Here is a 22,478-nt window from a genome sequence, read left to right as displayed (position 1 = left end):
GGTTTATTATATCAAATCTTATCACTATCTTCTATCTTCTATAACACGCTTTGACTAATACCTTCGTTCCTGCAGGAAACATCCCGGACAACTGCTCGGTTTATATCTTTGAAACAAAAATTAATATACTCCCTCACTTGACAAACTAAGCGATGGACTTCAAACTGAATTAACATATCAATTCTTGGAAATTAATATGTTAATGAGTTCAATTGGAGGAATTAAATGTTAGATTTTCTTAAGAAGTATAAACTGCCTCTTATCCTAGTCGCCTTGGTAATTTTCTTAGTAATCACAATTACATATTATACCAATTACCTGTGGTACCAAAGTCTTGGTATAAGCCAAGTTTTCCTAAAACCTCTGCTTAGCGAATTAGGAATAAAGTCTCTGTTATGGCTTTTGGGCTTTGCCTTTTTACTAGTCAATTTGCTGCCAATGGCTGGCCAGTTTCGAATCAAACCATGGCCGAAGGTCTCGGTCATTACGGAAATACGCCCAAGAGTCTTCAACCTTAGTAAGATGATCCTAGTAATTATCGCTTTTATCTTATCTATTTTTTGGATCTGGGCATTGCCTCAGATGTGGGATAAGGTCTTACTGCTCTTTAACTCCGTTCCCACCGGCCAAGCAGACCCTATATTAGGTCGAGACCTTAGTTACTATCTTTTTCAATATCCTTTATATTCTCTTCTCAGTGCTGCCTTCATCAGCCTTCTATCTTTAACTATAACCGCAATGTTGGTGGGATATGGTATTAGCAGTGCTATCAATTTTGCAGGACGCAGAACCAAGCTTTCTCCTAAGGCCCTGGCACACTTTTCCATCCTGCTGGGGATCTTCATGCTTTGGTATGCCTTAACTCGAGGATTATCCATGGCCGGTTTATTGATTTCGCCATCCCCTTCCTTGTACGGTGCGGGCTATACAGACGCAAACATCACATTGCCTCTGATGCAAATAGAACGAATACTCGGAGCACTTCTTGCCCTTCTTCTTTTCGCGAACATTCGCCTCAAGAAGATCCGATTTCTTATTGGGGCACCGGCTCTGCTCCTGATCGTTTCCCTTACCGGAGGGATTGTTGGCGGAGCAGTCAACCAATTTATTGTAGGCCCTAACCAACTGTCACGTGAAACCCCCTACTTACAGCACCACATTCAAGCTACCAGAGATGCCTACAAGTTATCGAGTATTGAAGAAGTAGACTATTCAATCAATACTGAAGAAATATCATCCGAAATATTAAAAGCAAATCAGGCAACCATCGATAATATCCGCCTCTTAGATTATAGACCTTTAAAGCAGCATTACCAGCAAAACCAATCACTGCGTCTCTACTACGAATTTAATGACATTGACATAGACCGTTATCAAATTGGCAATAAATCCAGCCAAGTCATGCTCTCTGTCAGGGAACTCAACATAGATTCTCTCCCTGAGACAGCACAGACTCTCATTAATCGTCACTTTAAATACACCCATGGGTATGGTATCGTCATGTCCCCGGTTAATAAAATCACAGCCAATGGCCATCCTACCTATTATCTCCGAGACATTCCAGTTAAAAGCGACGTTGTAGACATCCCTCTGACGCAACCGGATATCTATTTTGGAGAGATGACCAATGATTTTATTGTTGTAGGGACTGAAAGCGGAGAATTTGGCTATACAGAAGACGCCGTCGATGAAAAATCAATCGTGCATTATTCAGGTAAGGACGGTGTAGAGCTAAGTTTCTTCCGCAGAGTTATGTATGCCATTAATTTTGCCAAGCCCATCCTCATCTTTTCCGATCAGATTACGTCTGAAAGCCGTATTCTCTACAATCGAAATATTGTCGATCGAATTAATAAAGTGGCTCCTTTTATTGAACTAGACAGCAATGCCTATCCTGTTATTTCTGAAGGAAAGGTGTATTGGATCGTGGATGGGTATACGACCTCCAGCAACTATCCCTATGCCGAACCTTCTGGCAAGTTGAATTATATCCGTAATTCCGTGAAAATCGTCATCGATGCCTATAATGGCGATGTCGGAATTTATAACTTTGATGTAAATGATCCGATCCTCAAAGCTTGGGAGGGTGTATTTCCAGACCTGATCAAAAGTCGCGAGGAGTTCCCCCAAGGCCTGGAATCTCATATCCGCTATCCTGCCGATTACTTCAACATCCAATCTGGCATGCTCAGAAATTATCACATGACTAATCCTCGGGACTTTTATAACCGAGAGAACGTCTGGGAGATTCCTACTGAAAAATACAGCGGAGAAGAAGTTCCCGTAGAACCGTACTATGTTACCATGCAATTACCAGACAGTGATAAGGCTGAATTTATTCTCAAGCAACCTTTTACCCCTTATAACCGTAGAAATATGGTAGGCTGGCTGGCAGCAGGCAACGATGGGGACAGTTACGGCAAATTGCTACTCTTCAGTTTCCCACGAGGGCAACAGATAGAAGGACCTAGCCAAGTTGATGCCTATATCGATCAAGACCCTGTTATTTCTCAACAGCTCAGCCTCTGGAGTCAAGGCGGGTCTAACGTTGTACGAGGCAATCTCTTGACTATTCCGATCAATAATAAAATACTCTATGTGGAACCACTCTTTATCTTGTCAGACAGCGGCAGCATCCCGGAATTACGTCGAGTCATTCTCTACTACAATGATACCCTGATCATGGAAAGCACCTTGGACTTAGCCTTAACCAAACTCTTTGGTGAATTTACGGAAGATAAGGGTGCCACAGTTCCTGATACATCAGGAACTGCTATAAGCTTACAAGAGCTCGCCACTAAGATTAATGAAGCCTTGGTCAGTCAGGAACAAGCCGCCAGAGAAGGCCGTTGGGCCGACTTCGGTACCTATGGCGAACAAATCAAGGAACTTATGAGTACTTTGACTGAATTAGTTAAGAAATAAAGCAACAGCCCGGATCTTCTTTTCTTTCTTACTTATAAAATTCATCAGTTGCGATGAGGCAACATTTTCTTTGAAGACTGGTAGACTAAGTAACCCAATACCCCACCAATCGTATTAAGCAGTACATCATCGATATCCAAGCCTCCGACATTAAATATATATTGGCAGATTTCGGCCGTAATACTGGTGAGCAGGGTGATTCCTGTTATAACGAACAAGCGCCTCATTCTTTTGAAAACAAGAGGCAGCAAAAATCCCAACGGCATAAAAGCCACAATATTGCCTGCCAGATTAATTAGGACGATACTGACTCCAAAACTATCATAGTTTTCAATATAGCTCTCGATTGTTTTCAGGGGAGTTAAGTTATAACGTCTAGGCCCACCATGAGAACGATATTTCCCAAGAAACAGCTCCCAGATAAGAACTGCTGTATAAGTCAAAAATAATAACTGATAAACCCTACTCCACACCCTCGCATACAATCGCTGGGGCTTAACGCGGTTTTGATCTGACATCTGGAAGCTCCTTTAATACCACTTAAATGACTTGGTTTAATAATACCAGTCAATAAGAATAAGTAAAGTCCCCGATAAGCACATGCCGATGGATGTGCTTATTGGAGTTTGAGGAAAATCACTCGAATACAGGTCTATGAAATATCCTGTCCAGATCCAATGCCAACCCCGGAAAATCAGGATGTGTGAATTCGTCGCCAGGTCCCCCTGCAAATACCAAGGTATAACTTGCATCTTTAAACTTATAAGTTTCCAATGTGTCCTCCTCTGGATCCACAATCCAGTAGTGAGGGATCCCTGCCTTACGATAAATCTCCATCTTCCGTAAGCGATCTTTCCGGCGATTTGTCGGGGACATAATTTCCACCACTAAATCACAAGGACCGTCGATACGTTCCTGACGCATAATTTCCCTGCGGGCACCGGAGATAAATAATATATCCGGCTGTACTACATTACTGATGGTCAAAGTAACATCCAAGGGAGCAAAAAAGAGTTCCCCCTCCGGATCATAATTATCAAAGAAAGTCATCAACCGACGTCCCAGTTCTCGCGATAATCGCTGATGATGCATCGAAGGCGATGGCTCTTTTACCAGAAATCCTTCCAGAATCTCAAACCGATAGCCAGGCTCTTCCGGAAGCTTCAAATAATCCTCATAGGTATAATCACCCTGCTTGGCGTATACATGACCTTCTTCTTTAACAGATAAGTTTCCTCCAGCCAAAGCAGCCAGCACGGCTTCTTTTTCATAGCGATATTGTTTATTTCCCAGTTCAATCGTGGGGATTTTTTTTTGCCGGGTATACCTCCAGATCGTTTCCACCGACAGATTAAGCATATCCGCCAATTCTTGCGCCGTATATAATTTCTCCATGAGGTCACCTCCAGTACAATGGTACAACCAAACACATCTATAGTCAACTAAACGCAATACAATTTCAAGTTCCAAGCAAAAACGCGGGTACTTTTCAGAACACTGGTTCCTCTGCGTCTGTGCTAAACTTTCTGTATCATTGGATTTCTACTCATAGTTAAAGCTTTTTGGAACCACCTGAATAGCAGGTGGGTTTCGTTTAGACAATAAAAATATCATGGAAAATTCCATGATATTTTTATTAACTCACTTTTATCCTATTCGACTGGAGTCGCAACTGAAAGCTGATTTGTGATCATCTCTTTTTCTGCTATCAGATCTTCAATATGTTCTTTTTGGCCCACTAATTCTTCTAACGTCATTGAATTATAGTCTTTTTTCCCAGATACGGGAATATCTATTCCTTGCTTCCTTAACAACTGATCTACCTTGTCTTCATTTTTCTTATAGAGATAATATCCAAATGCGGAAACCCCTACTCCTACTGCGAAGCCTGTTAAATGTGCTCTTGTCACGATCATATTATTTCTCTCCCCCTAAATATTATAAATGTTCTTTATATAAAATTTTAAGACTAGTATTCTAATCTTAAAAATATTATATCTTTCTTGTTTCTTAATCCTTCCAGCGCATCTCCATGTTTATCAGAGACCCTTTTTATCTGGTTTAAAAAGGAAGATGGTCTCATATTCCCTCTGATGCCTACATATTTTCTCATCATGTTACCAGAAATATTAATAATGCTTTTATGATAAAGATTTTCTTCTGATTTTACTGCTACGTCATAATACATTCGATTTTCTTCTTGGCTAAAGGCCTGAAAGGCTTGGATACTTATCCGACCTAATTCTTCGCCTGTCAAATGTCTTATGAAAGTAGAGATCCAAGTTATAGTTGATGATATCAGAAATTCCCTCTTTAACATAGAATTGAGCAAATATACAGCAGTAACGACTTCAGGGTCCGGAGTGCCGGAAATCTTTATTTCGGAAATTCCGTGATTAATTACGGCAGCTAAGGTACTTATTCCTGCATTCCACTCTAAGAGGTTTGCGATATTTGCCAAAGGGAGCAGTCCGGACTTTCCTATCCAAGCAGCAATTAAAGCTCCTAGGGCATAGTTATCAATAATATTTACTCCGACATTTTTCTTATTTTCTACATAAACAGGGCACATATTATACTCAATAGACAAGGCTGTCCCAATTCTTACAATAATTTCTGGCATTTCTATTTCAATGGGATTGTAATAGACCAAGACCGACCTCGTGATCGGGCTAAATTTTACGCAGTGAATTCCAGTATGTTCAAGGACTTCCTTTTCTAATTTCTCTATTCTCCTGGGAGGCATAGATAAAGAAATACGAACCCTCCCCGGCAATTGGTGAACTATATTCATTACTGGATAACTCATACTTCATACCTCAACTCACATTTCTTTCAAAGTTATGAAATAACAATCTGGCAGAGTTACAAACAACCAGTATCGTGGTGCTATTGTGAAGTACCGATCCCCAAAATACCGGCAAAATTCCTGTGGCTCCAAGCATCAGTCCAACTGTATTAATCCCTATGGTAGCTGCAAAATTTTGCTTTACAATAGTCATTGTTTTTCTGGACATGTTCACCATACCTGGTATTAATAAAGGATCATCGCCTGCAATAGTAACATCTGCCGCTTCAATGGCGATATCTGTTCTCGTATTGCCTATAGCTACACCCACATCAGCATAGGCTAAAGCCGGTGCATCGTTGATTCCATCTCCCACCATAATTACCCTTGATCCCTTTGATTGCGCCTGAAGAACATACTTTGCCTTATCTTCTGGCAACAATTCTGATTCAAACCCATCCATTGCCATACTATGTGCTACAACCTCTGCCGCAATGGCCAAATCTCCCGTGAGCAATTTTAACTCATCAAAGCCCAAATATCTTAACCGATTGATGGCTTTTTTCATATTCTCTCTTAAGGTATCTTGCACGCCTAAAACGCCCACTAGAACCTCTTCCAGAGATACAAAAATCACATTTTCTCCTCGATCGATTAGGTGAGTAATCTCCTTGTCCAGTTCAGAAATTTCTATGCCGTTTTCTTCCATAAACTTTCTGTTACCTACTCGGACAGTCTGATTCTCTACCTTTGTCTCTACCCCTCTGGCAACATGAACTATGGTTTCAGTATGTTCCGGTATAGTCCATCCAGACCTGCGCATCTTAGATATAATGGCAAACGCCAAGGGATGATTAGAAGTTTCTTCTGCTGCGGCGGCAAGCTTAATTACTTCTTCTTCTGTTGCATTTTTCTTGGTAACAATGCTCGTGATTTTAGGTTTTCCTTCTGTGATTGTGCCTGTTTTATCTAATATCAAGGTATCTGCTTCAGCCATTGCCTCTATTAAGTTTCCGCCTTTTAATAAGATCCCATTTTTTGCTGCCGTATGAATAGCAGCTGATAGAGCGGTAGCCGTTGAAAGTCTGACCCCACAGGAATAGTCGATAATCAGCATATTAGATGCTCTTACCACACTTTTCGTAGTAAGATAGACGATACCAGCCAAGGCAAAGTTTAAGGGGATTAACTGTGCAGAAAATCTATCTGCATAGACTTGGATTTGTGCTTTATTATTGCTGGCATCTTCTACCATACTTACAATTCTGGATACCGCAGTATCGTCTCCGACTTTTTCTGCCTTTACCGTTACATTTCCAGATTGAATCACCGTTCCTGCAAAGACACGCTCCCCTTTTTTTCTCACAACCGGCATAAACTCACCCGTAATAGCTGCCTGATCTATGACTGCCTCGCCTTCTACAATGATGCCATCAATACTGATCTTATTGCCGGTTTGTCCTAAGACTAAATCCTCTACCTGTATTTCGGACAGAGAAATTTGTACTACAGTGTCATCCTCTAGTTTTTTCCAAACAGCTGTTTCTCCCACTTCAATCATATCTTTGATGGCATTTCTCGTTCTATTCATAGTATAAGCTGTGATGAGTTCCGCTATATCAGATAGCAATATAGTAGTTAAAGCAGATACTCCGCTTCCAGAGACAAGGGAAGTGATAATTGAGGCCATAGTAAGTGTGTCGGCATTGGGTCGTTTGACAACTAACAGAGACTTAATACCACTTTCGAAAATAGATTTCGATAATCCTAAGCCGAGCAGCGCCGGAATGGTAGTAAACCGGGATAGAAGCCCCTTCTGCGGAATCAGCTCAAATCCTTTGGAAAAATTAGCAACAAAAAAAACTGCCCCTGTTACCGCAATCCTTGCTAAGATATCTTGATACGACTCCTCCTGTAGTCTTCTTTCCTTTACCGGTACATTATTTTTTTCTGATCTTTCATTTTTATGGGCTATCAAAGAATAAGTGTAGATCACCGTTTCAACGGTTTCTAAGATTTCTTCTCCATCTGCTAGTTGAGAATCAAAATAAACTAAAACATTTCCCGTGATTGTATTGACAGTTGCTTCCTGTATAATGGCTATGTTATTGAGATTTTTCTCCAAATCTAAAGCTTGCTTCTGAAGATATTTTAAAGTTCTGCATTTGATCCGCACTCTTCCCGAAATGCTATGGATAATTTCACATTTTAATAAGGGAAGCTCTTTATGTATAGGCATTATGCCCTCCTCCTCACAAGCACATCTCTAGTTTTATGACTTCTTTCATTTTCCTAACTGTCTCATCCAATTCCTCTATCTTTGTATTTTCAAGTTGGGTTTTATGGGCACCAACGATTCTAATCATACTTTTTAGGGACTTAATGATTTTTTTCTCATCAATTCTGTTTGGATCGTAGAGAATTATTGCACTGCCGGTAACATAACTGTAAGTCGCTTCCTTTACTCCAGGTATCGCTTCTATAAATTGTGTAACCGCGAAGGAATCTACTTGCCAAGCTTTAGGAATTTCCTTCATTAAAGGTATGTTTAATCTCAATCTACCCGAAATACTGTGAACTATATTTATTTTAATCATGCGCTCATATAAATTTTCTAGTAGATTCATTTGTAATCCCCCTCCAATACAAGGGACCTATAAGCCCAATACAACAGACTATAGGGATTTGATTTAGCTGCTTCCGCAGAAAAAAACAGACCTTTCATCCCATTATATAAAAAGACAAGGGAAACGGCTGTCTTGATATCTAACAATCCCTTTGTTTTTTCATATAATGAATAGCTTAAAGCTTCATTCCATTTCTTTATTTCTTTTCGTATTATTGAAATCTCTTTACTATCAATTTTATCCTCTAACCCCAAAAGTTTTATTATTATTCCTAAAATTAATATTTTTTCAATCTTATCTGTTTTATATTGTACCAATAATGAACCCGATAATATATTGACATCTACTTTCTCAACACCTTCAATCTTGCACATCTTTTCTTCTAAAATTGCTTTTCCATTTGACGAATTAAGCAAAGAAGGTACAAAAAAACGAATTCGCCCTGGAATGCAGTGCTTTATTTCCAAAGTTCCTGGAAACCCTTTAAAATAGGTTTCTTTTTTTTCTTTACCAGTTAAATGTCTTCCATAAAACAAACCAAAAAGCAACCCGCTAAATATTCTGTAGTTATTCATAAACCATATTCCTCAATACAAATGTATCGATTTCCTCCTCATTCTAATTCTGTATATGCACAATATCTTAAAAACAAATATCTGTCATTAATTGTTAATTATTGAATTATCCTGTCGAATAGCGAGACAAAACTTAACGCCCACTTTAAGGGCAATGATCATTATCTATCCGAGATCTCCCTCATCCTTACATGTGTGTCTTAACAAACCTGTTGGTTTTGGATGTGACCCCTATGAATCAAACCGAGCCGAAAAAAATTGTCTATCACCTAAAGCTTCAAGCATAGTGAACTTCGCATCTCCTCCCTCATGAGATTATCAACAGTTTAATTTACTCGTTTTCGCAACATCATTACCCTAACATGTAACCTCGGTTACCTTTTCAACTCCTCTAATTTTACTATACTCAGTTATTTTTGTAAATGATTTTCATTATCATTTAGACCATTTATTTAGTAGCGTATGCAATACATGCTTCATTTAGGAATTGATTTGGGAGGCTATGAATGAAACCTCAAAGAAAAAAGGACACTCCTTCTGGGAGAGCGTCTATACGGAATGTTCACCTGATTCGCAATACTTTTGTTTTTCCAATTCAAATAACCAGCCTAATTGAGAATTACCCCGAAATAAGAATTAACTCCTGCGAAAATATAATCTGATTTTTCCCTTCCGATTTTGCCTTGTATAATAGTTGATCAGCAGAATCAAAGAGGTTATTATTCCTGTAGTACGGGTCTGTACAAATACCTCCGGCAACTCCGCCGCTGATGGTTACGCTAATAGATTGATTATCGACACTTATAACATGGGTTTCAATAATATTTCTAATTCTTTCACAAATATCGGCACTGTCTTTCGCCGAAGTATCTGGAAATAAGATAGCAAATTCTTCTCCACCATATCTGGCAACAACGTCATTCTTTCTTATATTAGCTTGAATCAAAAAAGAAATTTCTTGTAAAATCTTATCACCTGCTAAATGGCCATAGGTATCATTGATTTTCTTAAAATCATCAATATCCAAGATGGCAAGACCGAAAGCACTTTTAGATTCACATGAACGAAGAATAATATCTTTATAATAAATGTAAAAAGTCTTGTGATTATTGAGATTAGTTAAGAAGTCCTTACTGACCATTTCGCTAAGCAAATTATTCTTGTGTTCTAAATCATTATACATATAGCACATTCTGCTTTCTAGCTTATTAATCTCATTAACTATAGTAGACATGATATGTCCTAATAAATAAAACAATGATATATGGACAATTACGTCTAGGGTAGCTAGCGCCATATGCTCATGAATAATCACCAAGAAAATATAACATATGGCTGTATAGGAACTATAAACCATTGAAAGCTTGTGATTAGAAATCATACTAATTAAAACGAGATAGACATAAAATAAATGCGATAGTATATAAAAATAATTGCGTGAAAAATATAAGAAAGAGCAAAGAAAAATACCATCTATAAAAACGCTCCAAATAAACGGCTTAAAGTCCTCTTTCCCATTTATATAAACCTTTTTTACAAATTGGGCCACCTTGATAAGTACAAATGACGCATATGCAATTATAAAAATCAAAGCAAATATAAATTCATTCTGAAACAAATACTTATTAAACAGAATGAGAAAAAAAATACTCATAACCTGAAGACCAAGATAAAACTCATAAATCACTCTTGAACGAAAATCATGTATATTAATCAAGATAACTCCTCCTTTCCTTGACAATAAATATCATTATCAAAGGCAGTATATCTATTACTATTTTTAAATGAGGTGATCCCTAGAGCTTATTTAAATTTTCGTACAGTCTTCGATAAAGAACCGCAACGAATGACAAGTTAAAGCTCATTTTACGACCGCCCCATTTTATAAACAATCTCATTATTCCTTTAAAAAAACAGCTGTTTGTAGCTATTTATTATCCAGTTCTATAGTGTTTTCTCATGGATTTAACAGAAACCTTTTCCGTTATAATCATTGCGAAGACACCCGCCTTAAGTTATCCTCTCTTTTTACATACTCTTGCAAATAGTCCATAATCTTCCCCTTAACACCAGCAATGACGTTGATACCCCGCTGCCTAAAAAGTTGGGAAGCCGTTCCTCCTATATGTCCTGTAACCAAAACATCTATTTTAATTTCGTGAAGCAGAAACTGCGCAAAAAAACGGCAAGAGCAGTCACCGGTATTTGTTCTCACTTGTTGGCCGAACAGTCCTCCCTCCAGTTTCATCAACGGATTTTCTATGAACTTTTCTGCAGTAATTTGCTGATTTTTTATATAAAAAACTGTGCACCCATTACTCTGTCCGAAATGAGGCGAAATTTCCCTTCCGATACTTGCAATAGCAACGATCATCTTTCTATCCCCTTTCATAATTCTGCACATCTTTTGAATCAAATTGTGCTTTATATTAAGTTGTTGGACCTGTCAAGGCATTCACGCCCTCTTACACTCTTTATTGCTTAGTTAAGATACTACTATTGAAGGGCAAAAATCGACTTGTTCTGGTATACATTCCAGTTAGGCATCCTTTTGCGCCAGTTTACAATCTGGCTACAGTTCAGCATCAAAAGCTTTCATCCTCTCCTCCCAATATCTAAGCCACTGCCCATCGCCCCAGAAGTCATCAGATGAAATCAAAACAAACGGTTTATCTGCACCAGTCACCTTTGAATAATCTTTCTTTTTAGCTTGACCTGCCTCTTTTATCCGCGCATTAGAATATACTACCCTGACTTGTTTGCTTGCAGCCGCTGCCATTGCTTTTCTATTGCATATATCGCTCCGATAATTTTTGACTGCTTCTTTCATTAACAACCGCCCTTTCTTATTATTTAATCACATTTAATCGATAATCATTATCAATCAAAAACTAAAAAACGTTCCCTCTAATAATTTGTATCTTTGTTTCCCAAGACTGAGCTCTTGCCTGCGATTCGGTTATGTACCTCCATTTCTCTCATGATATAGGCCGTTCAAAGAGGTTTTTAATTGCTTGATATGAAACAGATACATCCCTTATAGTTGTTACTCTTAATTTTACTATATGTATTACATAATGTAAATGATAATAGTTATCATTTATTTATTTTTTATTGAATAGCAAAAGATCTACTCATTCACTTTTATGATCAACCAAGTCAGACTCATCTAACTTGGTTGATCATAAAAAACTCCTTTCAAAAAAGGTAACAATATTGTTATTTTTCAAGGGGAATATTATTTTAAAGACGCATTACTTATTTCGCCTTGTTCAGGTCCAAAATAACGCCCTTTCTCATTCCACTAGACAGAAAAACCTTCTCCAATAATTTACTCATATTGGAGAAGGTTAGCTGTCCGCTATTTCTGTGAGTGCCTATCCGAGCATTCGGAGCACCCGCTGCATCCAGAACACTTTACACCTTTTTTCTTATCCATGACAATTTTATATATGGCAAGGGCAACGAGGGCGGCTACTACAGCAATAACTATAAAATCAACTGTGCCCATACTCATACCGACTGCATTTCGCCAGATATTTGTGTGCGTTTACTGCCTTTTCTCATAAAGTAAACAACACTCGCTACTATAATAGCCACAGCGATTAGCCCCCCGATAAATCCTGTGCCAAATGTACCAGTAGTTATTAAAGTACCGATCTGATATACAAAGAAAGCCAATACATAACCCATACTCAGTTGGAAACCAACAGCACCCCAAAGCCACTTAGGGGATTCCATTTCAGACCTCATAGCACCTATCGCCGCAAAGCATGGAGGTGTAAAGAGGTTAAATACCAGATAAGAAAGTGCGGCTACTGCACTAATACCAAATATCGCACTTACTTCTGCACTGCCGCCAACAAGTGCTAATTCTTCAACATCGATAAAGTTCGTTATACTAAAGCAAACGGCTAAAGTTCCGACTACATTTTCCTTTGCGATAAATCCTGTTACTGCCGCTGCCGCAAACTGCCACAGGCCAAAGCCAAGCGGTATAAATAATATCGCTAAGGGTGATGCAATGCTTGCCAATATACTTGTCTCCGGTGCAGTCTCTGCAACTACTTGGAACTGCCAGTCGAATGTTTGTAATATTTGTACTACGGCGTTACAAACCAGAATAATTGTACCCGCTTTAATAATGAATGCTTTTGCTCTCATTAACACGGATATGGAAGCTCGCTTTATACTTGGCCATCTGTATTCAGGAAGCTCCATTATGAAATATGACCTTGAATAATCTCCAGTAATTTTTCTAATAATTAGTGCACTTATAATTATTACAATAATCCCAAGGAAGTACATTGAAGTTCCAACCCAACTATTGTCGTTGAAAAAAACACCGGCAAAAAGTGCAATTATTGGAAGTTTTGCTCCACAAGGCATAAATGGGGTTAACATCGCAGTGGTGCGTCTTTGTCTTTCATTTTTAATGGTTCTTGTTGCCATAACGCCGGGTATGCCACAACCGGTACCAATAATCATTGGTATGATAGATCTGCCTGATAATCCGACTTTTTTAAAGAATCTATCTAAAACAATAGCTACACGCGCCATATATCCGCTGTCTTCCAATAGTGCTAAGCAGAAAAACAACACCATAATCAGCGGTAAAAATCCAATGACAGCACCGACGCCGCCAATGATACCATCAAGAAGCAAGGCACCAACAACAGGGTTTACATTTTCGCCTAGCAAGGAGGCTACACCTTCGTACAACAAGTCTATCCATCCGACAAAAATATCTGCAAATAGTGGTCCAACCCAGGTCTGCGAGATCGAGAATACTAGCCAGATTATTACAGCAAAGATCGGAATCCCCAGCCATTTATGAGCGATTATCCTATCAGCCTGATCTTGCATGGTTTGCTTTTCCGAGCTTACCTTTCTTCTCTCGACTTCCGTAACAACATTGTTTACAAAGGCATATCGTTTTTTATCAGCTTTTTCAAATTCTTCTTTTGTCGAAGCTTTTTTTATGCCAATACTTGGAGGGATTTGCTTTTTGTTTGCCTTGCCAACCGTTATTATAGCATTCAGGAGTTCAAGCAAACCGTTATCTGCCGATTTTGTCGATACGGTTTGAATAACAGGGCATTTAAGGGCATCACTCAGTGCCGGAATATCTATTGTATTGCCTTTTTTATCTGTCAAGTCACTCTTATTTAGAGCAACTACTACGGGTATACCTAGTTCAAGTAATTGTGTAGTAAAGAACAAACTTCTGCTTAAATTTGTTGAGTCAACTATATTAAGAATAACATCCGGATTTTCGTTTTGGACAAAGTCTCTGGTTATGGACTCTTCACTCGTGTATGGCGACATGGAGTAGGCACCGGGCAAGTCCACTACAATCAAGTCTTCATTCCTTGGATTAAGGCTCTGTTTAACATCCCCTTCTTTTTTCTCCACGGTAACCCCGGCCCAGTTTCCTACATGCTCGATCTTACCCGTAATAGCATTAAACAATGTTGTTTTTCCGCTATTGGGGTTTCCTGCTAAAGCAATTTTCATGATTTCCTCCTTAAATAGTTAGTTTCATCTAACTTTTATTCAGCACTACCTTAGGTAATAACACAACAAAATAATTTATACCATAATGGCGTTTGCTAAATCCTCGTCTATACTGTACCTTGCATCTTTAACATTAATTATATAATTAGATGCCAATTTTGAAATAATAGTTACTTTTTCACCTGGATAACAACCCAGCGTAAATAAGAACTCACGAATATCTTCGTGATCAGTATTAACGCAATTCACTGTATAAGGTGTATTTAACTTTCCTCTCGCTAAAGACATCCTGCTCATCTCCTTTATAATTTAATTAAGCTAAATTCGGACTGCTTGCTTATCTGCTTTAATTCAAATCGTTTTGATACTGAATTGTTGTATCTTGATTTTATCCTTATTGATAATGAAAGTCAATATCTAAGTATGTGGTTTTTCCAACTTATAACCCCAAAAAAATTGTAAGTTACCTTGCTCACGACAGTGAGTGTGTAGGCGGAAGCTGAATTACCGCCCTTATTATTCCAATAAGGATTAATGATAGCCTATTTCAAGGATAAAATATAAAGTAGTAATTATAGCGGTCAGTGATAAATCCATCTATTTAGATAATGATAATCATTCAGTTCTCATATATTATTATCTTGTTCTTCTTATAAATACATAGAAACTCATTAATTCACAACAATTAGGCCAATGATTTAATTGCTTTATTGGCAGAGTCATATTCACGCCTAATCTGCCCTGAGACTTTCTCCCCCAACTCAGTGAGGGCTATGCTACCAAGCTCAATTTCTGCTATGTCGCAAAGAAAGCTCGGGTTTTTCTTCCCCTCATTAACCGTTTCTGTGAAGTATGCAAATAAAACCGATTTTGAATGCAGTGTGTAGTCATAGTCCTCCAAGGGAATATCGTAGTCCAGAGAGATAAACCGCTTTTTCTCAAGCCCTGACAAAACCGTTCCAATCTCTTTCACAGTTTCCATGCTGTCATCAAAAACATTTATATACACTGGTGCGAGAGAAACAAATCTAGCTTCTTCTTTACTGCTACTCATAACAAAGCGGCTGACCGGTAAGTAACTGCACTGCGCAAGATCCATCAAAACGTCTATTTCCTCATTGGTGATTGTCTGAGGGTCGTGAGAATGAGCGCAGTCTTTTTCAGAATCGGAGGAATGGCTGTGGCAGCAGCTATCGCTGCAGCAGTTAGGTGATTGATCTCGCTTAATCATCATTTGTTTTTCTCCTGTTCTTTGAATTACTTTATTTGCTATACTTAAGTTAGGGTACTCTAACTTAAGTATAGCATATTAATCCTGTAGAAGGTTAGAAAACAATAAAATAAAGCAAAATTATTAAACGACTATTGCCAAACTACCACTCATAGTTTGGCAGCAAGCGGTGCATCTTCTTCATACTTCGTAGCAATGCTTGGGAGGCTGCAGTTCTTGGCCACTTATTGGTATATCGGTTTTTTTGACGGTTCGATATTCTATTGTGATTTCCCCAGGATTATCGGTCAGGGGCGTGACTTGAGCCTGCTCTTTCTCCTGAGAGATTTGCTTCCGTTCTTTGAGCGCCTGGTCCAGCTCCCGGGTGGTCATATTCTTCACATCATGCTCCATGATAAATTTCTCCCGCTCATCTTCCTGAATCCACAGCAGCAGAAAAGCCTGGTAGTAGGTCAAATTCGCCGACGTCGGCGAATTTGAGCTGCCAACCTCAGCGCCGGCAGCAAATAGTTTATCTCCATATTCTTTAAAAAGCTGCATCAGCTTGTTGGCTGTGCGCTGGGAATAGCTCACCGATTCCACCAGCCTTTTTCCCCACATTCCATGGGGGAGCAAGTCCTTGGCCTCCTTCAGGCACCTGCCGATCTCAGTTCGCAGGCGCAGTGTTTTGCGGACTTGCCACGAACATGTGCAGTACCGGGGTTCCGATGATATTAAGCAGCAACGTACCGCAATCTTCTGTGGCCGCCGCGATAAGTGCCTCGATTATTTTTATGAACGCCGGAACTTTTCTCACCAGTCCATTCCTTCAAATCTTGTCCGATGTTACCGGTGAAGGCGTCCCTGCCTATATGGCCTATCTTGGTGCACTTATACCCGCCACCGTCCTGCTCATCATGGCGATTCCATTTAGTATAAAACTCCGGAAAGCTGCCAAGGCAAAGGAAACATCTGCTGCAGGTATCGCTTCTTAGTTGCAGTATTGTTTTTATCAGGCATGAATCTTGCGTTAATAATATATCGTGGAGTCCGAGTCTTTTATTTAGGATTTATAGGATTTATGTGATCACCAATTTTGATTAATTTTAGGAGGTGAAGTAATAATCCATGAGGACTCGGGTTTTTTTATTTAAGATCTCTTCAATCGCAGACATGTAATCACCTCAGATTTATTACACCCTTATTTTTCCACAAAGTAAACCTGCTAATTGGGCCAAGGATATTACGAAAGGCTTTTTGAGCCTTATCCCGATGTAGTTACACTGGATGAATTCAGGGCAATGTTGGGCGGCACTGAAAATTGAAATTAAGAATTATTAACGCTATACTGTAATTATCCTTCGAGAATATTTACAGATAAAAAAAGAGATCACAGTCACCGCCACACCCATAAAGCGCTAGTGCATGTATACAGACACACACCAGATATTCACCACTTTCATATGCATTGAGCTTTCTTCAGATTACATCAAATCTTACAGTGAATTAACAATATCCACTTTTTCTTATATTGCTCAAGCCGATGCAAACATAATAGGAACTGTCAAACTAATTTTACATAAATATTGATTTTATAATCATCTTCCAGGAAATTGTAGCAATTCTATATAGTTAGATTCCCCTAACTGCTGATGAGGTATCGCAACTTGAAGTTGATATGAACTAATACATATTATTGATAAGTTAAAGGAGAATGTTCAATGGAAAAGTTAACATTTACCATGGAAAACTATTTAGAAGCGATATATGAGCTGTCCAGCGACGGAAATGGAGCAAGAATATCCGATATTGCTGAACGATTAAGTGTAACAAAGGCAAGCGCCAACAGTGCCATGTCAACCCTTTCAGAAAAGGGGTTGATCATAAATGAAAAATACAAAGAAATATTTCTTACTCCTTCCGGACGTGAGCTTGCCGAGTTCACATCCAAAAAGCATCAAGTTATTCAGGAATTTTTTACAAAGATTTTAAAAGTTGACGCCGTTATTGCAAACAGAGACGCTTGTGCAATTGAACATGTCATCAGTAACGATTCAATTTATGCCATGCAGGAGTTTATCCATAGAAGAAAGAAAAGATAAATTTAGAGCCACCCATGATAAAGCCGGTTTACTCAAACTGCGAACAAATGAAAAAAACGCTATTTCTAGCGTCTCCCTATAAGCAATCTAATATTTGGCTTTGATTGTATCCCTACCTAAAACGGGTCTCTCGACTATTACCTCTTTATTTAGCTCCTTAAATAGTTTTGCAACTCCAACGTGCCATGTCTTATCCTCAGCGTACTTTGTATTTATCCAAACAATTGGGTCTATCGACGGTGGTCTATTTTTGCTAAGAGTTGCTACTAAATTTGCTGCAGTTCGGGCCGAATCCAGTATATCAGTATTGTAAACTTGCCAACTGCCATAGACATTAAATGGGTTATTTGCGATCAGTTTAGCGTTTTTAACATCTTTAGGAACGTAAGCTTGCTCCTGACCTGTAATAGCAAATAACAGTAATGGATTAATATCATATTCATGGGAGACCTGAATTATTGAAGAAAAATATGGTTCCTCGCAAAGCAAGGACCCCTTTCTAGATAAGAACACAATTAAACTCTTCTCATCCACTTGCCTGTATTGCAGTGCATATGTCAGTTGCTCATCAACACCTTTATGTTGATGAGTACTCTCTTGAGCAGAGAAAGCCTCAAAATTTAGCAGCCCAGCAAATCTCATTTGAGGGTAAATTCTGTTACCGATATTATCCTGCCTTTGAACAAATTGACTTGAGTTCAAGAGCGCAATCAACATTAAAGTGGTAACTAAAACTTGATAAGGAATATACTCTCCAATTGCCCTTCCTTTAAAATATTCATACGCTGCACGAACTCTCTCAACAATAGAACCCCTAACATAGGAGGTATCTATCTCAATGGTTGAATTAATACAATCATCTTCCAGCTTGAAGGTAGATTTACCGATTATATGTTCTAATTCATAATCTAAGTACTCATTATATGAATTAGCAATCTTTGTTTGCAATAGTTCAATATGTTTTTCCTCGATTGGATTGCAACAATTCTTATTCAGCCAATGAGTAAGTGAAGCGTTAAAATTCTCTCCTGTGTCTTTTACAAATAGACATGCACGAAATATATCTGAACCATCAATATTGTAATTGCCAGTTAATACAGCCCGTTGAAGAACTTCATATTTCACCTGATCTCTGATTCCTTTATTGAAATCTTGTATATACTTATCAATCACTTGATCAATTGTATCAGCTAGGATTATCGATCGTTGCTGTATACTGGCTGCAGGATATTTTTTGTGAATATAATTTCTGAATAATATTATTTGATCACTTTGTAAAACCGAAAACTGTTTTAGTTCAGCTACAAACTCCACGAAAACCATCCTCAAAAAATTGATTTAGACAAGGCCAAGATGAACTGTTCCTTAACCCTTCCACATCTTTCCTTAATATCCTTCTAAGATCGTGGGATAACCCAGAGCAGTCCATTATTTTAAAGAACCTTCTATTGCAATTGCCAGTTGGTCCGGACATGATGTTCCATTCTGACACTTAATCCCTTTTAATCTTTTCGCAACATCTGTTGCATCCATTCCCTCCACGAGTTTGGCTATTCCTTGCGCATTTCCAGAGCATCCCTGAACAAACTTTACATCTATAAGTTTGCCATCAATAATAGAAAAGCTTATTTTTTTTGAACATACTCCATCCGGAATATATTTGATAATATTATCCATAAAATTAATACCCCATTTCAATAGTAAGAAATAAAAGACCTCTATATCAATTCCTCGGATTAAAGAGATAGATTAAAAAAACTCTCTTATTTCCCTGAGACTATACTAAGGCAACCCTTTAAAAACAAATCCGAAAAACGTTATCGTTTTGGTCACTTTCCTTAATTGACGATGATACGCTTAATCCACAGTACTCGTAGTATAAATCAAACGTTTCGCGGTAATCCGTAATTAGCTCTTAATTTTTAGCCCTAAAAGACTCGAGAAAGATATTACTTGTTCAGAGGAAACTATACATCCCTCTAGGTCCTCGACGGTTACCCCTAATCCATCTATTCTACAACTACTTAAATCAATTCCTTTCAGCTTTGCTCCGGACATGCCCGTTTGCTGTAAATTAGATTCGTCAAACCCTACTTTTAAAAACTTAGCTTTGTAGAAATCAGCATTGCATAACGTGCTCTTATTGAAATTAACTTGTTTACAATCCAAAAACCGAAATAAAGCATAACTTCCATTACAATTATCAAACAGTACATTGCGCAGAGCAGATTCAGTCATATTCGTTCCGACCATCTTACAGTTGACCATCTCTACTTTATGCAGGCCAGACTCGCTTAAATCCATATTTGATAAATCACAGTTTTCAAATCTAACATCTGTTAAATCAAGGTACCTAAAAGACACATCTATAAAATTAACGTTTTTAAAAGTCATTTGTTTAAAGGATACATGATCAGCAATTTGATTTTCAATTGAACAATTACTAATAATCCCTCGTGTAAAAGAATCCTCTGATTGGATCGTCTTATCGAGTGATAGGATATCTAACTCATTTGGGATATCAGGTGATAATATTTCAAAACAACTGGGGTTTCTATTCTTCACTCTGTAAACCTCCGCGCAAAATGGTTATCTAAAAATGACAAATTGTATTATTCTGCCCATGTGCTTTAAGAAATATCGTCGCACCTGCTGCACGCACTGCACGTGCCTTTTTCAAGCAACCCAATATTCGGGTAAATGGTTTGGCAAGGTGGATAAATCTGAGGGAACAGGACAGAGGCCATGTCGGCAATACCCCAATCCAGGCAACGCCCTTTATAATCATTGGGGCCTACTAACTCCTTTTCCTTATAAATCTCATAAAACACAAAAACCGACCTTGTAAGGTAGGTTAAGCGATTAGCTTGTGATGTAAAGCAGATACCTAGAACATTATATCATGGACGTCTTCCACTTGACAAAATATTTTCCAACTTACTCAACAGCTCTCCCCTTCATCCCAGAGACATATTTTTATTAGGATAATAACCAAACTATAACAAGTTGTCGCACATCTTCAAAAAAACACCAGAATCGAGCTTGAATGATTTTGATGAGAATCAGATATTTAAATCTCTATGCTTATAAAATACATAGGTGGCACTCAAGAGTACTGCAATAATCAGAACAGATAAAATCATATAAACAGAGTCAAAGCCTCGAAGGGAAATCAAGTTTTTCGCATCAAAATATTTGAAGGGTGTAAGGTATTTAAGCTTTTCTAACCTACTATTCAAATCTATCCCAATTGACAACATAAACGTTATTAAAAGTATTCCGGCGGCGAGAGTTGGCGCGGTCTTTGGATGCTTACTGACAGCTGCAATGACGGTCCCGATAAACAGAAAGATTATCTGTAAGATAAACATTCCTAATATTAGTCTGGTTATGTCCCCAAGGACCGCTTCCCCTTTGCTATATTTTTGCACCATAAGTATTGAGGAAACAAAGGTTACAAGATTAAGGATTAATATATTGACAAAGGACGCTAATAGTTTTGAGCTTATAATTTTATATCTGGAAATAGGCTTCGAAAATAAAAATTCTGCTGTTTTATCTCCTTCTTCCTTGGAAATTATATTGGCTCCCAACATAGCAGAATGAATCGTGGCCATCATCGCCAAGTAAATAAAAAGCACTCCGAAATAACCAATAGCCGTTGTTAAATCGAAAGTCCCCATCCCCATTACAGCCTTTAAGGATTGTGGCATTTCTGCCAGTAAGTCATTGATAGATTGACCCGAGGCTGATAAGCCTGCATATTTCCCCATACTGCTTGCAATCATTGAGATTACACCAATACTCCATATAATAAGAGCTTTTCTATTAGCCCTCATTTCTCTTTTGAAAACATTCATAACGCTTCCCCCCTATAAAGATGAAATTTCACACATCAGAAAACCACTATAATCTCAGTAGGTATATTCCCTTTCTCTAAACTGCGTGGATATCTCTCTTGGAATAAATCAGATAACTGGCTGTAATAGCAATTACGATAAAGGCTATAGTTACCATCATAAAGGAAGACTCATAACTGGAATTTTGCATGATGTAGGCGAAATCAAAATATTTAAAAGGAGTAAGATAACGTAAAGCTTCATCGCCCGTTGTCGATACCAATGCTCCAATAATAAAGAAAGCGAATACAGCACCCAAAGAGATGGAAAGAACTGATTTGATACTGGGAACTGCTAAAGAAACGAGAATACCCAAGGCTAGGAAAAAAAGCTGCAAAAAAAACAGGGTCAAAGAAAGCAGCAAGAGTACTTTTGTGCTGTACTCTTTGGTTTCTACCAGAGAGGCCATGATTGTTGCGGCTCCTAAGTAAAATACATTTGTGATAAGCAAGGAGGTGAAGGCAGCCAAAAGCTTGGATGTTACAATTTGGGTACGTGTAACAGGCTTCGTCAAAAGGAAATCGGCAGTTTTCTCACGTACTTCTTTAGATAAGATTGACACTCCTAAAATCATTGCCTGAATTGCACCAAAAAGAGAAATATACAAGAAAACATAAGAGTAAAACCCTAATATCGAACCTATATTCTCCACAGACAGCCCTAAGGCCAATCTTATTTCCTCCGGAAAGCCTTCCATCAACTTTTTGAACGCTTCCGCTTCCTGAGAAATTACGGGAAACATTGAAAGGAAAAGAATAATCAACCCAACTAAGGTGAGTGTCCAAGTAATTGTGGATTTCTTACAAGCCTTTAATTCATGCAGGAAAATATTCAT

General features: G+C 38.3%; 24 protein-coding genes. 3 read left to right on the top strand and 21 right to left on the bottom strand.

The features are described 5' to 3' along the window. Positions 1 to 225: 225 nt before the first annotated feature. Entirely contained in the window at positions 226 to 2,925 is a 2,700-nt protein-coding gene (locus LJE72_RS05585) for a UPF0182 family membrane protein (protein ID WP_229246637.1), read from the top strand. 44 nt (positions 2,926 to 2,969) lie between these two features. Here LJE72_RS05585 and LJE72_RS05580 read toward each other — a convergent pair whose 3' ends face one another. The 15 genes from LJE72_RS05580 to LJE72_RS05510 form a co-directional block, all read right to left on the bottom strand. Further along, a complete protein-coding gene (locus tag LJE72_RS05580; RefSeq protein ID WP_229246636.1) occupies positions 2,970 to 3,443 on the bottom strand; it encodes a VanZ family protein in 474 nt (157 codons plus the stop codon). 118 nt (positions 3,444 to 3,561) lie between these two features. Then, positions 3,562 to 4,320 carry a Uma2 family endonuclease gene (locus LJE72_RS05575; RefSeq protein WP_229246635.1) on the bottom strand — a complete coding sequence of 253 codons (759 nt, stop codon included), beginning with the start codon at positions 4,318 to 4,320 and terminating at the stop codon, positions 3,562 to 3,564. 257 nt (positions 4,321 to 4,577) lie between these two features. Next, complete coding sequence (locus LJE72_RS05570; RefSeq protein ID WP_229246634.1) at positions 4,578 to 4,841, bottom strand: hypothetical protein; 264 nt, start codon at positions 4,839 to 4,841, stop codon at positions 4,578 to 4,580. Positions 4,842 to 4,894: 53 nt separating this feature from the next. Further along, the gene (locus LJE72_RS05565) at positions 4,895 to 5,734 is read right to left on the bottom strand and encodes a hypothetical protein (RefSeq protein ID WP_229246633.1); all 840 of its coding nucleotides are present in this window, start codon (positions 5,732 to 5,734) and stop codon (positions 4,895 to 4,897) included. A 10-nt stretch (positions 5,735 to 5,744) separates the two neighbouring features. Continuing rightward, positions 5,745 to 7,952 carry a heavy metal translocating P-type ATPase gene (locus LJE72_RS05560; RefSeq protein ID WP_229246632.1) on the bottom strand — a complete coding sequence of 736 codons (2,208 nt, stop codon included), beginning with the start codon at positions 7,950 to 7,952 and terminating at the stop codon, positions 5,745 to 5,747. A gap of 13 nt (positions 7,953 to 7,965) precedes the next feature. Further along, a complete protein-coding gene (locus tag LJE72_RS05555; RefSeq protein ID WP_229246631.1) occupies positions 7,966 to 8,340 on the bottom strand; it encodes an HMA2 domain-containing protein in 375 nt (124 codons plus the stop codon). Then, positions 8,337 to 8,915: an HMA2 domain-containing protein gene (locus LJE72_RS05550; RefSeq protein ID WP_229246630.1), complete on the bottom strand. Its 579-nt coding sequence runs from the start codon at positions 8,913 to 8,915 to the stop codon at positions 8,337 to 8,339. The genes LJE72_RS05555 and LJE72_RS05550 overlap by 4 nt, the downstream gene beginning before the upstream one ends. Before the next feature lie 619 nt (positions 8,916 to 9,534). Further along, positions 9,535 to 10,632 carry a GGDEF domain-containing protein gene (locus LJE72_RS05545; RefSeq protein ID WP_229246629.1) on the bottom strand — a complete coding sequence of 366 codons (1,098 nt, stop codon included), beginning with the start codon at positions 10,630 to 10,632 and terminating at the stop codon, positions 9,535 to 9,537. Positions 10,633 to 10,905: 273 nt separating this feature from the next. Beyond that, the gene (locus LJE72_RS05540; protein WP_229246628.1) at positions 10,906 to 11,289 is read right to left on the bottom strand and encodes a NifB/NifX family molybdenum-iron cluster-binding protein; all 384 of its coding nucleotides are present in this window, start codon (positions 11,287 to 11,289) and stop codon (positions 10,906 to 10,908) included. A gap of 198 nt (positions 11,290 to 11,487) precedes the next feature. Further along, positions 11,488 to 11,745 (bottom strand): NADPH-dependent FMN reductase family protein, encoded by a 258-nt coding sequence (locus LJE72_RS05535; RefSeq protein ID WP_229246627.1) that lies wholly within the window; start codon positions 11,743 to 11,745, stop codon positions 11,488 to 11,490. Between the two features lie 531 nt (positions 11,746 to 12,276). Beyond that, a complete protein-coding gene (locus LJE72_RS05530; protein WP_229246626.1) occupies positions 12,277 to 12,426 on the bottom strand; it encodes a FeoB-associated Cys-rich membrane protein in 150 nt (49 codons plus the stop codon). A gap of 2 nt (positions 12,427 to 12,428) precedes the next feature. Next, positions 12,429 to 14,432 carry a ferrous iron transporter B gene (gene feoB, locus LJE72_RS05525; RefSeq protein ID WP_229246625.1) on the bottom strand — a complete coding sequence of 668 codons (2,004 nt, stop codon included), beginning with the start codon at positions 14,430 to 14,432 and terminating at the stop codon, positions 12,429 to 12,431. A 75-nt stretch (positions 14,433 to 14,507) separates the two neighbouring features. Then, positions 14,508 to 14,720: a FeoA family protein gene (locus LJE72_RS05520; RefSeq protein ID WP_229246624.1), complete on the bottom strand. Its 213-nt coding sequence runs from the start codon at positions 14,718 to 14,720 to the stop codon at positions 14,508 to 14,510. Positions 14,721 to 15,117: 397 nt separating this feature from the next. After that, on the bottom strand, positions 15,118 to 15,666 hold the full coding sequence (locus LJE72_RS05515; RefSeq protein WP_229246623.1) for a hypothetical protein: 549 nt from the start codon (positions 15,664 to 15,666) through the stop codon (positions 15,118 to 15,120). A 177-nt stretch (positions 15,667 to 15,843) separates the two neighbouring features. Then, on the bottom strand, positions 15,844 to 16,278 hold the full coding sequence (locus LJE72_RS05510) for a DUF3102 domain-containing protein (RefSeq protein WP_396390449.1): 435 nt from the start codon (positions 16,276 to 16,278) through the stop codon (positions 15,844 to 15,846). A 71-nt stretch (positions 16,279 to 16,349) separates the two neighbouring features. Here LJE72_RS05510 and LJE72_RS05505 point away from each other — a divergent pair, with 71 nt between their 5' ends. Continuing rightward, positions 16,350 to 16,637 (top strand): hypothetical protein, encoded by a 288-nt coding sequence (locus tag LJE72_RS05505; protein WP_229246622.1) that lies wholly within the window; start codon positions 16,350 to 16,352, stop codon positions 16,635 to 16,637. 726 nt (positions 16,638 to 17,363) lie between these two features. Next, a complete protein-coding gene (locus tag LJE72_RS05500) occupies positions 17,364 to 17,744 on the top strand; it encodes a metal-dependent transcriptional regulator (protein WP_229246621.1) in 381 nt (126 codons plus the stop codon). An 87-nt stretch (positions 17,745 to 17,831) separates the two neighbouring features. Here the strand turns inward: LJE72_RS05500 and LJE72_RS05495 are convergent, their stop codons facing one another. The 6 genes from LJE72_RS05495 to LJE72_RS05470 form a co-directional block, all read right to left on the bottom strand. Beyond that, a complete protein-coding gene (locus LJE72_RS05495) occupies positions 17,832 to 19,058 on the bottom strand; it encodes a hypothetical protein (RefSeq protein ID WP_229246620.1) in 1,227 nt (408 codons plus the stop codon). 114 nt (positions 19,059 to 19,172) lie between these two features. Beyond that, entirely contained in the window at positions 19,173 to 19,421 is a 249-nt protein-coding gene (locus tag LJE72_RS05490; RefSeq protein WP_229246619.1) for a TIGR03905 family TSCPD domain-containing protein, read from the bottom strand. A gap of 231 nt (positions 19,422 to 19,652) precedes the next feature. Beyond that, a complete protein-coding gene (locus tag LJE72_RS26010; RefSeq protein ID WP_229246618.1) occupies positions 19,653 to 20,309 on the bottom strand; it encodes a pentapeptide repeat-containing protein in 657 nt (218 codons plus the stop codon). Between the two features lie 65 nt (positions 20,310 to 20,374). After that, positions 20,375 to 20,575, bottom strand: coding sequence for a hypothetical protein (locus tag LJE72_RS05480; RefSeq protein WP_229246617.1), 201 nt, complete (start codon positions 20,573 to 20,575; stop codon positions 20,375 to 20,377). A gap of 231 nt (positions 20,576 to 20,806) precedes the next feature. Continuing rightward, complete coding sequence (locus tag LJE72_RS05475; RefSeq protein ID WP_229246616.1) at positions 20,807 to 21,604, bottom strand: ABC transporter permease subunit; 798 nt, start codon at positions 21,602 to 21,604, stop codon at positions 20,807 to 20,809. Positions 21,605 to 21,680: 76 nt separating this feature from the next. Further along, positions 21,681 to 22,478 carry an ABC transporter permease subunit gene (locus tag LJE72_RS05470; protein ID WP_229246615.1) on the bottom strand — a complete coding sequence of 266 codons (798 nt, stop codon included), beginning with the start codon at positions 22,476 to 22,478 and terminating at the stop codon, positions 21,681 to 21,683.

Source organism: Desulfosporosinus shakirovi (assembly GCF_020595055.1).
Classification (GTDB): Bacteria; Bacillota; Desulfitobacteriia; order Desulfitobacteriales; family Desulfitobacteriaceae; genus Desulfosporosinus; species Desulfosporosinus shakirovi.
The sequence above is the reverse complement of the archived record's forward strand: the minus strand, read 5'-3'. Positions and strand labels throughout refer to the sequence as shown.

Bases quoted from the DNA above. Each gene is read 5' to 3' on its own strand.
- LJE72_RS05515 (WP_229246623.1), bottom strand. From the start codon at position 15,666: ATGATGATTAAGCGAGATCAATCACCTAACTGCTGCAGCGATAGCTGC.
- LJE72_RS05540 (WP_229246628.1), bottom strand. From the start codon at position 11,289: ATGATCGTTGCTATTGCAAGTATCGGAAGGGAAATTTCGCCTCATTTC.
- LJE72_RS05530 (WP_229246626.1), bottom strand. From the start codon at position 12,426: ATGGGCACAGTTGATTTTATAGTTATTGCTGTAGTAGCCGCCCTCGTT.
- LJE72_RS05555 (WP_229246631.1), bottom strand. From the start codon at position 8,340: ATGAATCTACTAGAAAATTTATATGAGCGCATGATTAAAATAAATATA.
- LJE72_RS05500 (WP_229246621.1), top strand. From the start codon at position 17,364: ATGGAAAAGTTAACATTTACCATGGAAAACTATTTAGAAGCGATATAT.
- LJE72_RS05550 (WP_229246630.1), bottom strand. From the start codon at position 8,915: ATGAATAACTACAGAATATTTAGCGGGTTGCTTTTTGGTTTGTTTTAT.
- LJE72_RS05565 (WP_229246633.1), bottom strand. From the start codon at position 5,734: ATGAGTTATCCAGTAATGAATATAGTTCACCAATTGCCGGGGAGGGTT.
- LJE72_RS05535 (WP_229246627.1), bottom strand. From the start codon at position 11,745: ATGAAAGAAGCAGTCAAAAATTATCGGAGCGATATATGCAATAGAAAA.
- LJE72_RS05505 (WP_229246622.1), top strand. From the start codon at position 16,350: ATGTGCAGTACCGGGGTTCCGATGATATTAAGCAGCAACGTACCGCAA.
- LJE72_RS05470 (WP_229246615.1), bottom strand. From the start codon at position 22,478: ATGAATATTTTCCTGCATGAATTAAAGGCTTGTAAGAAATCCACAATT.
- LJE72_RS05520 (WP_229246624.1), bottom strand. From the start codon at position 14,720: ATGTCTTTAGCGAGAGGAAAGTTAAATACACCTTATACAGTGAATTGC.
- LJE72_RS05570 (WP_229246634.1), bottom strand. From the start codon at position 4,841: ATGATCGTGACAAGAGCACATTTAACAGGCTTCGCAGTAGGAGTAGGG.
- feoB (WP_229246625.1), bottom strand. From the start codon at position 14,432: ATGAAAATTGCTTTAGCAGGAAACCCCAATAGCGGAAAAACAACATTG.
- LJE72_RS05585 (WP_229246637.1), top strand. From the start codon at position 226: ATGTTAGATTTTCTTAAGAAGTATAAACTGCCTCTTATCCTAGTCGCC.
- LJE72_RS05560 (WP_229246632.1), bottom strand. From the start codon at position 7,952: ATGCCTATACATAAAGAGCTTCCCTTATTAAAATGTGAAATTATCCAT.
- LJE72_RS05490 (WP_229246619.1), bottom strand. From the start codon at position 19,421: ATGGATAATATTATCAAATATATTCCGGATGGAGTATGTTCAAAAAAA.
- LJE72_RS05575 (WP_229246635.1), bottom strand. From the start codon at position 4,320: ATGGAGAAATTATATACGGCGCAAGAATTGGCGGATATGCTTAATCTG.
- LJE72_RS05580 (WP_229246636.1), bottom strand. From the start codon at position 3,443: ATGTCAGATCAAAACCGCGTTAAGCCCCAGCGATTGTATGCGAGGGTG.
- LJE72_RS05475 (WP_229246616.1), bottom strand. From the start codon at position 21,604: ATGAATGTTTTCAAAAGAGAAATGAGGGCTAATAGAAAAGCTCTTATT.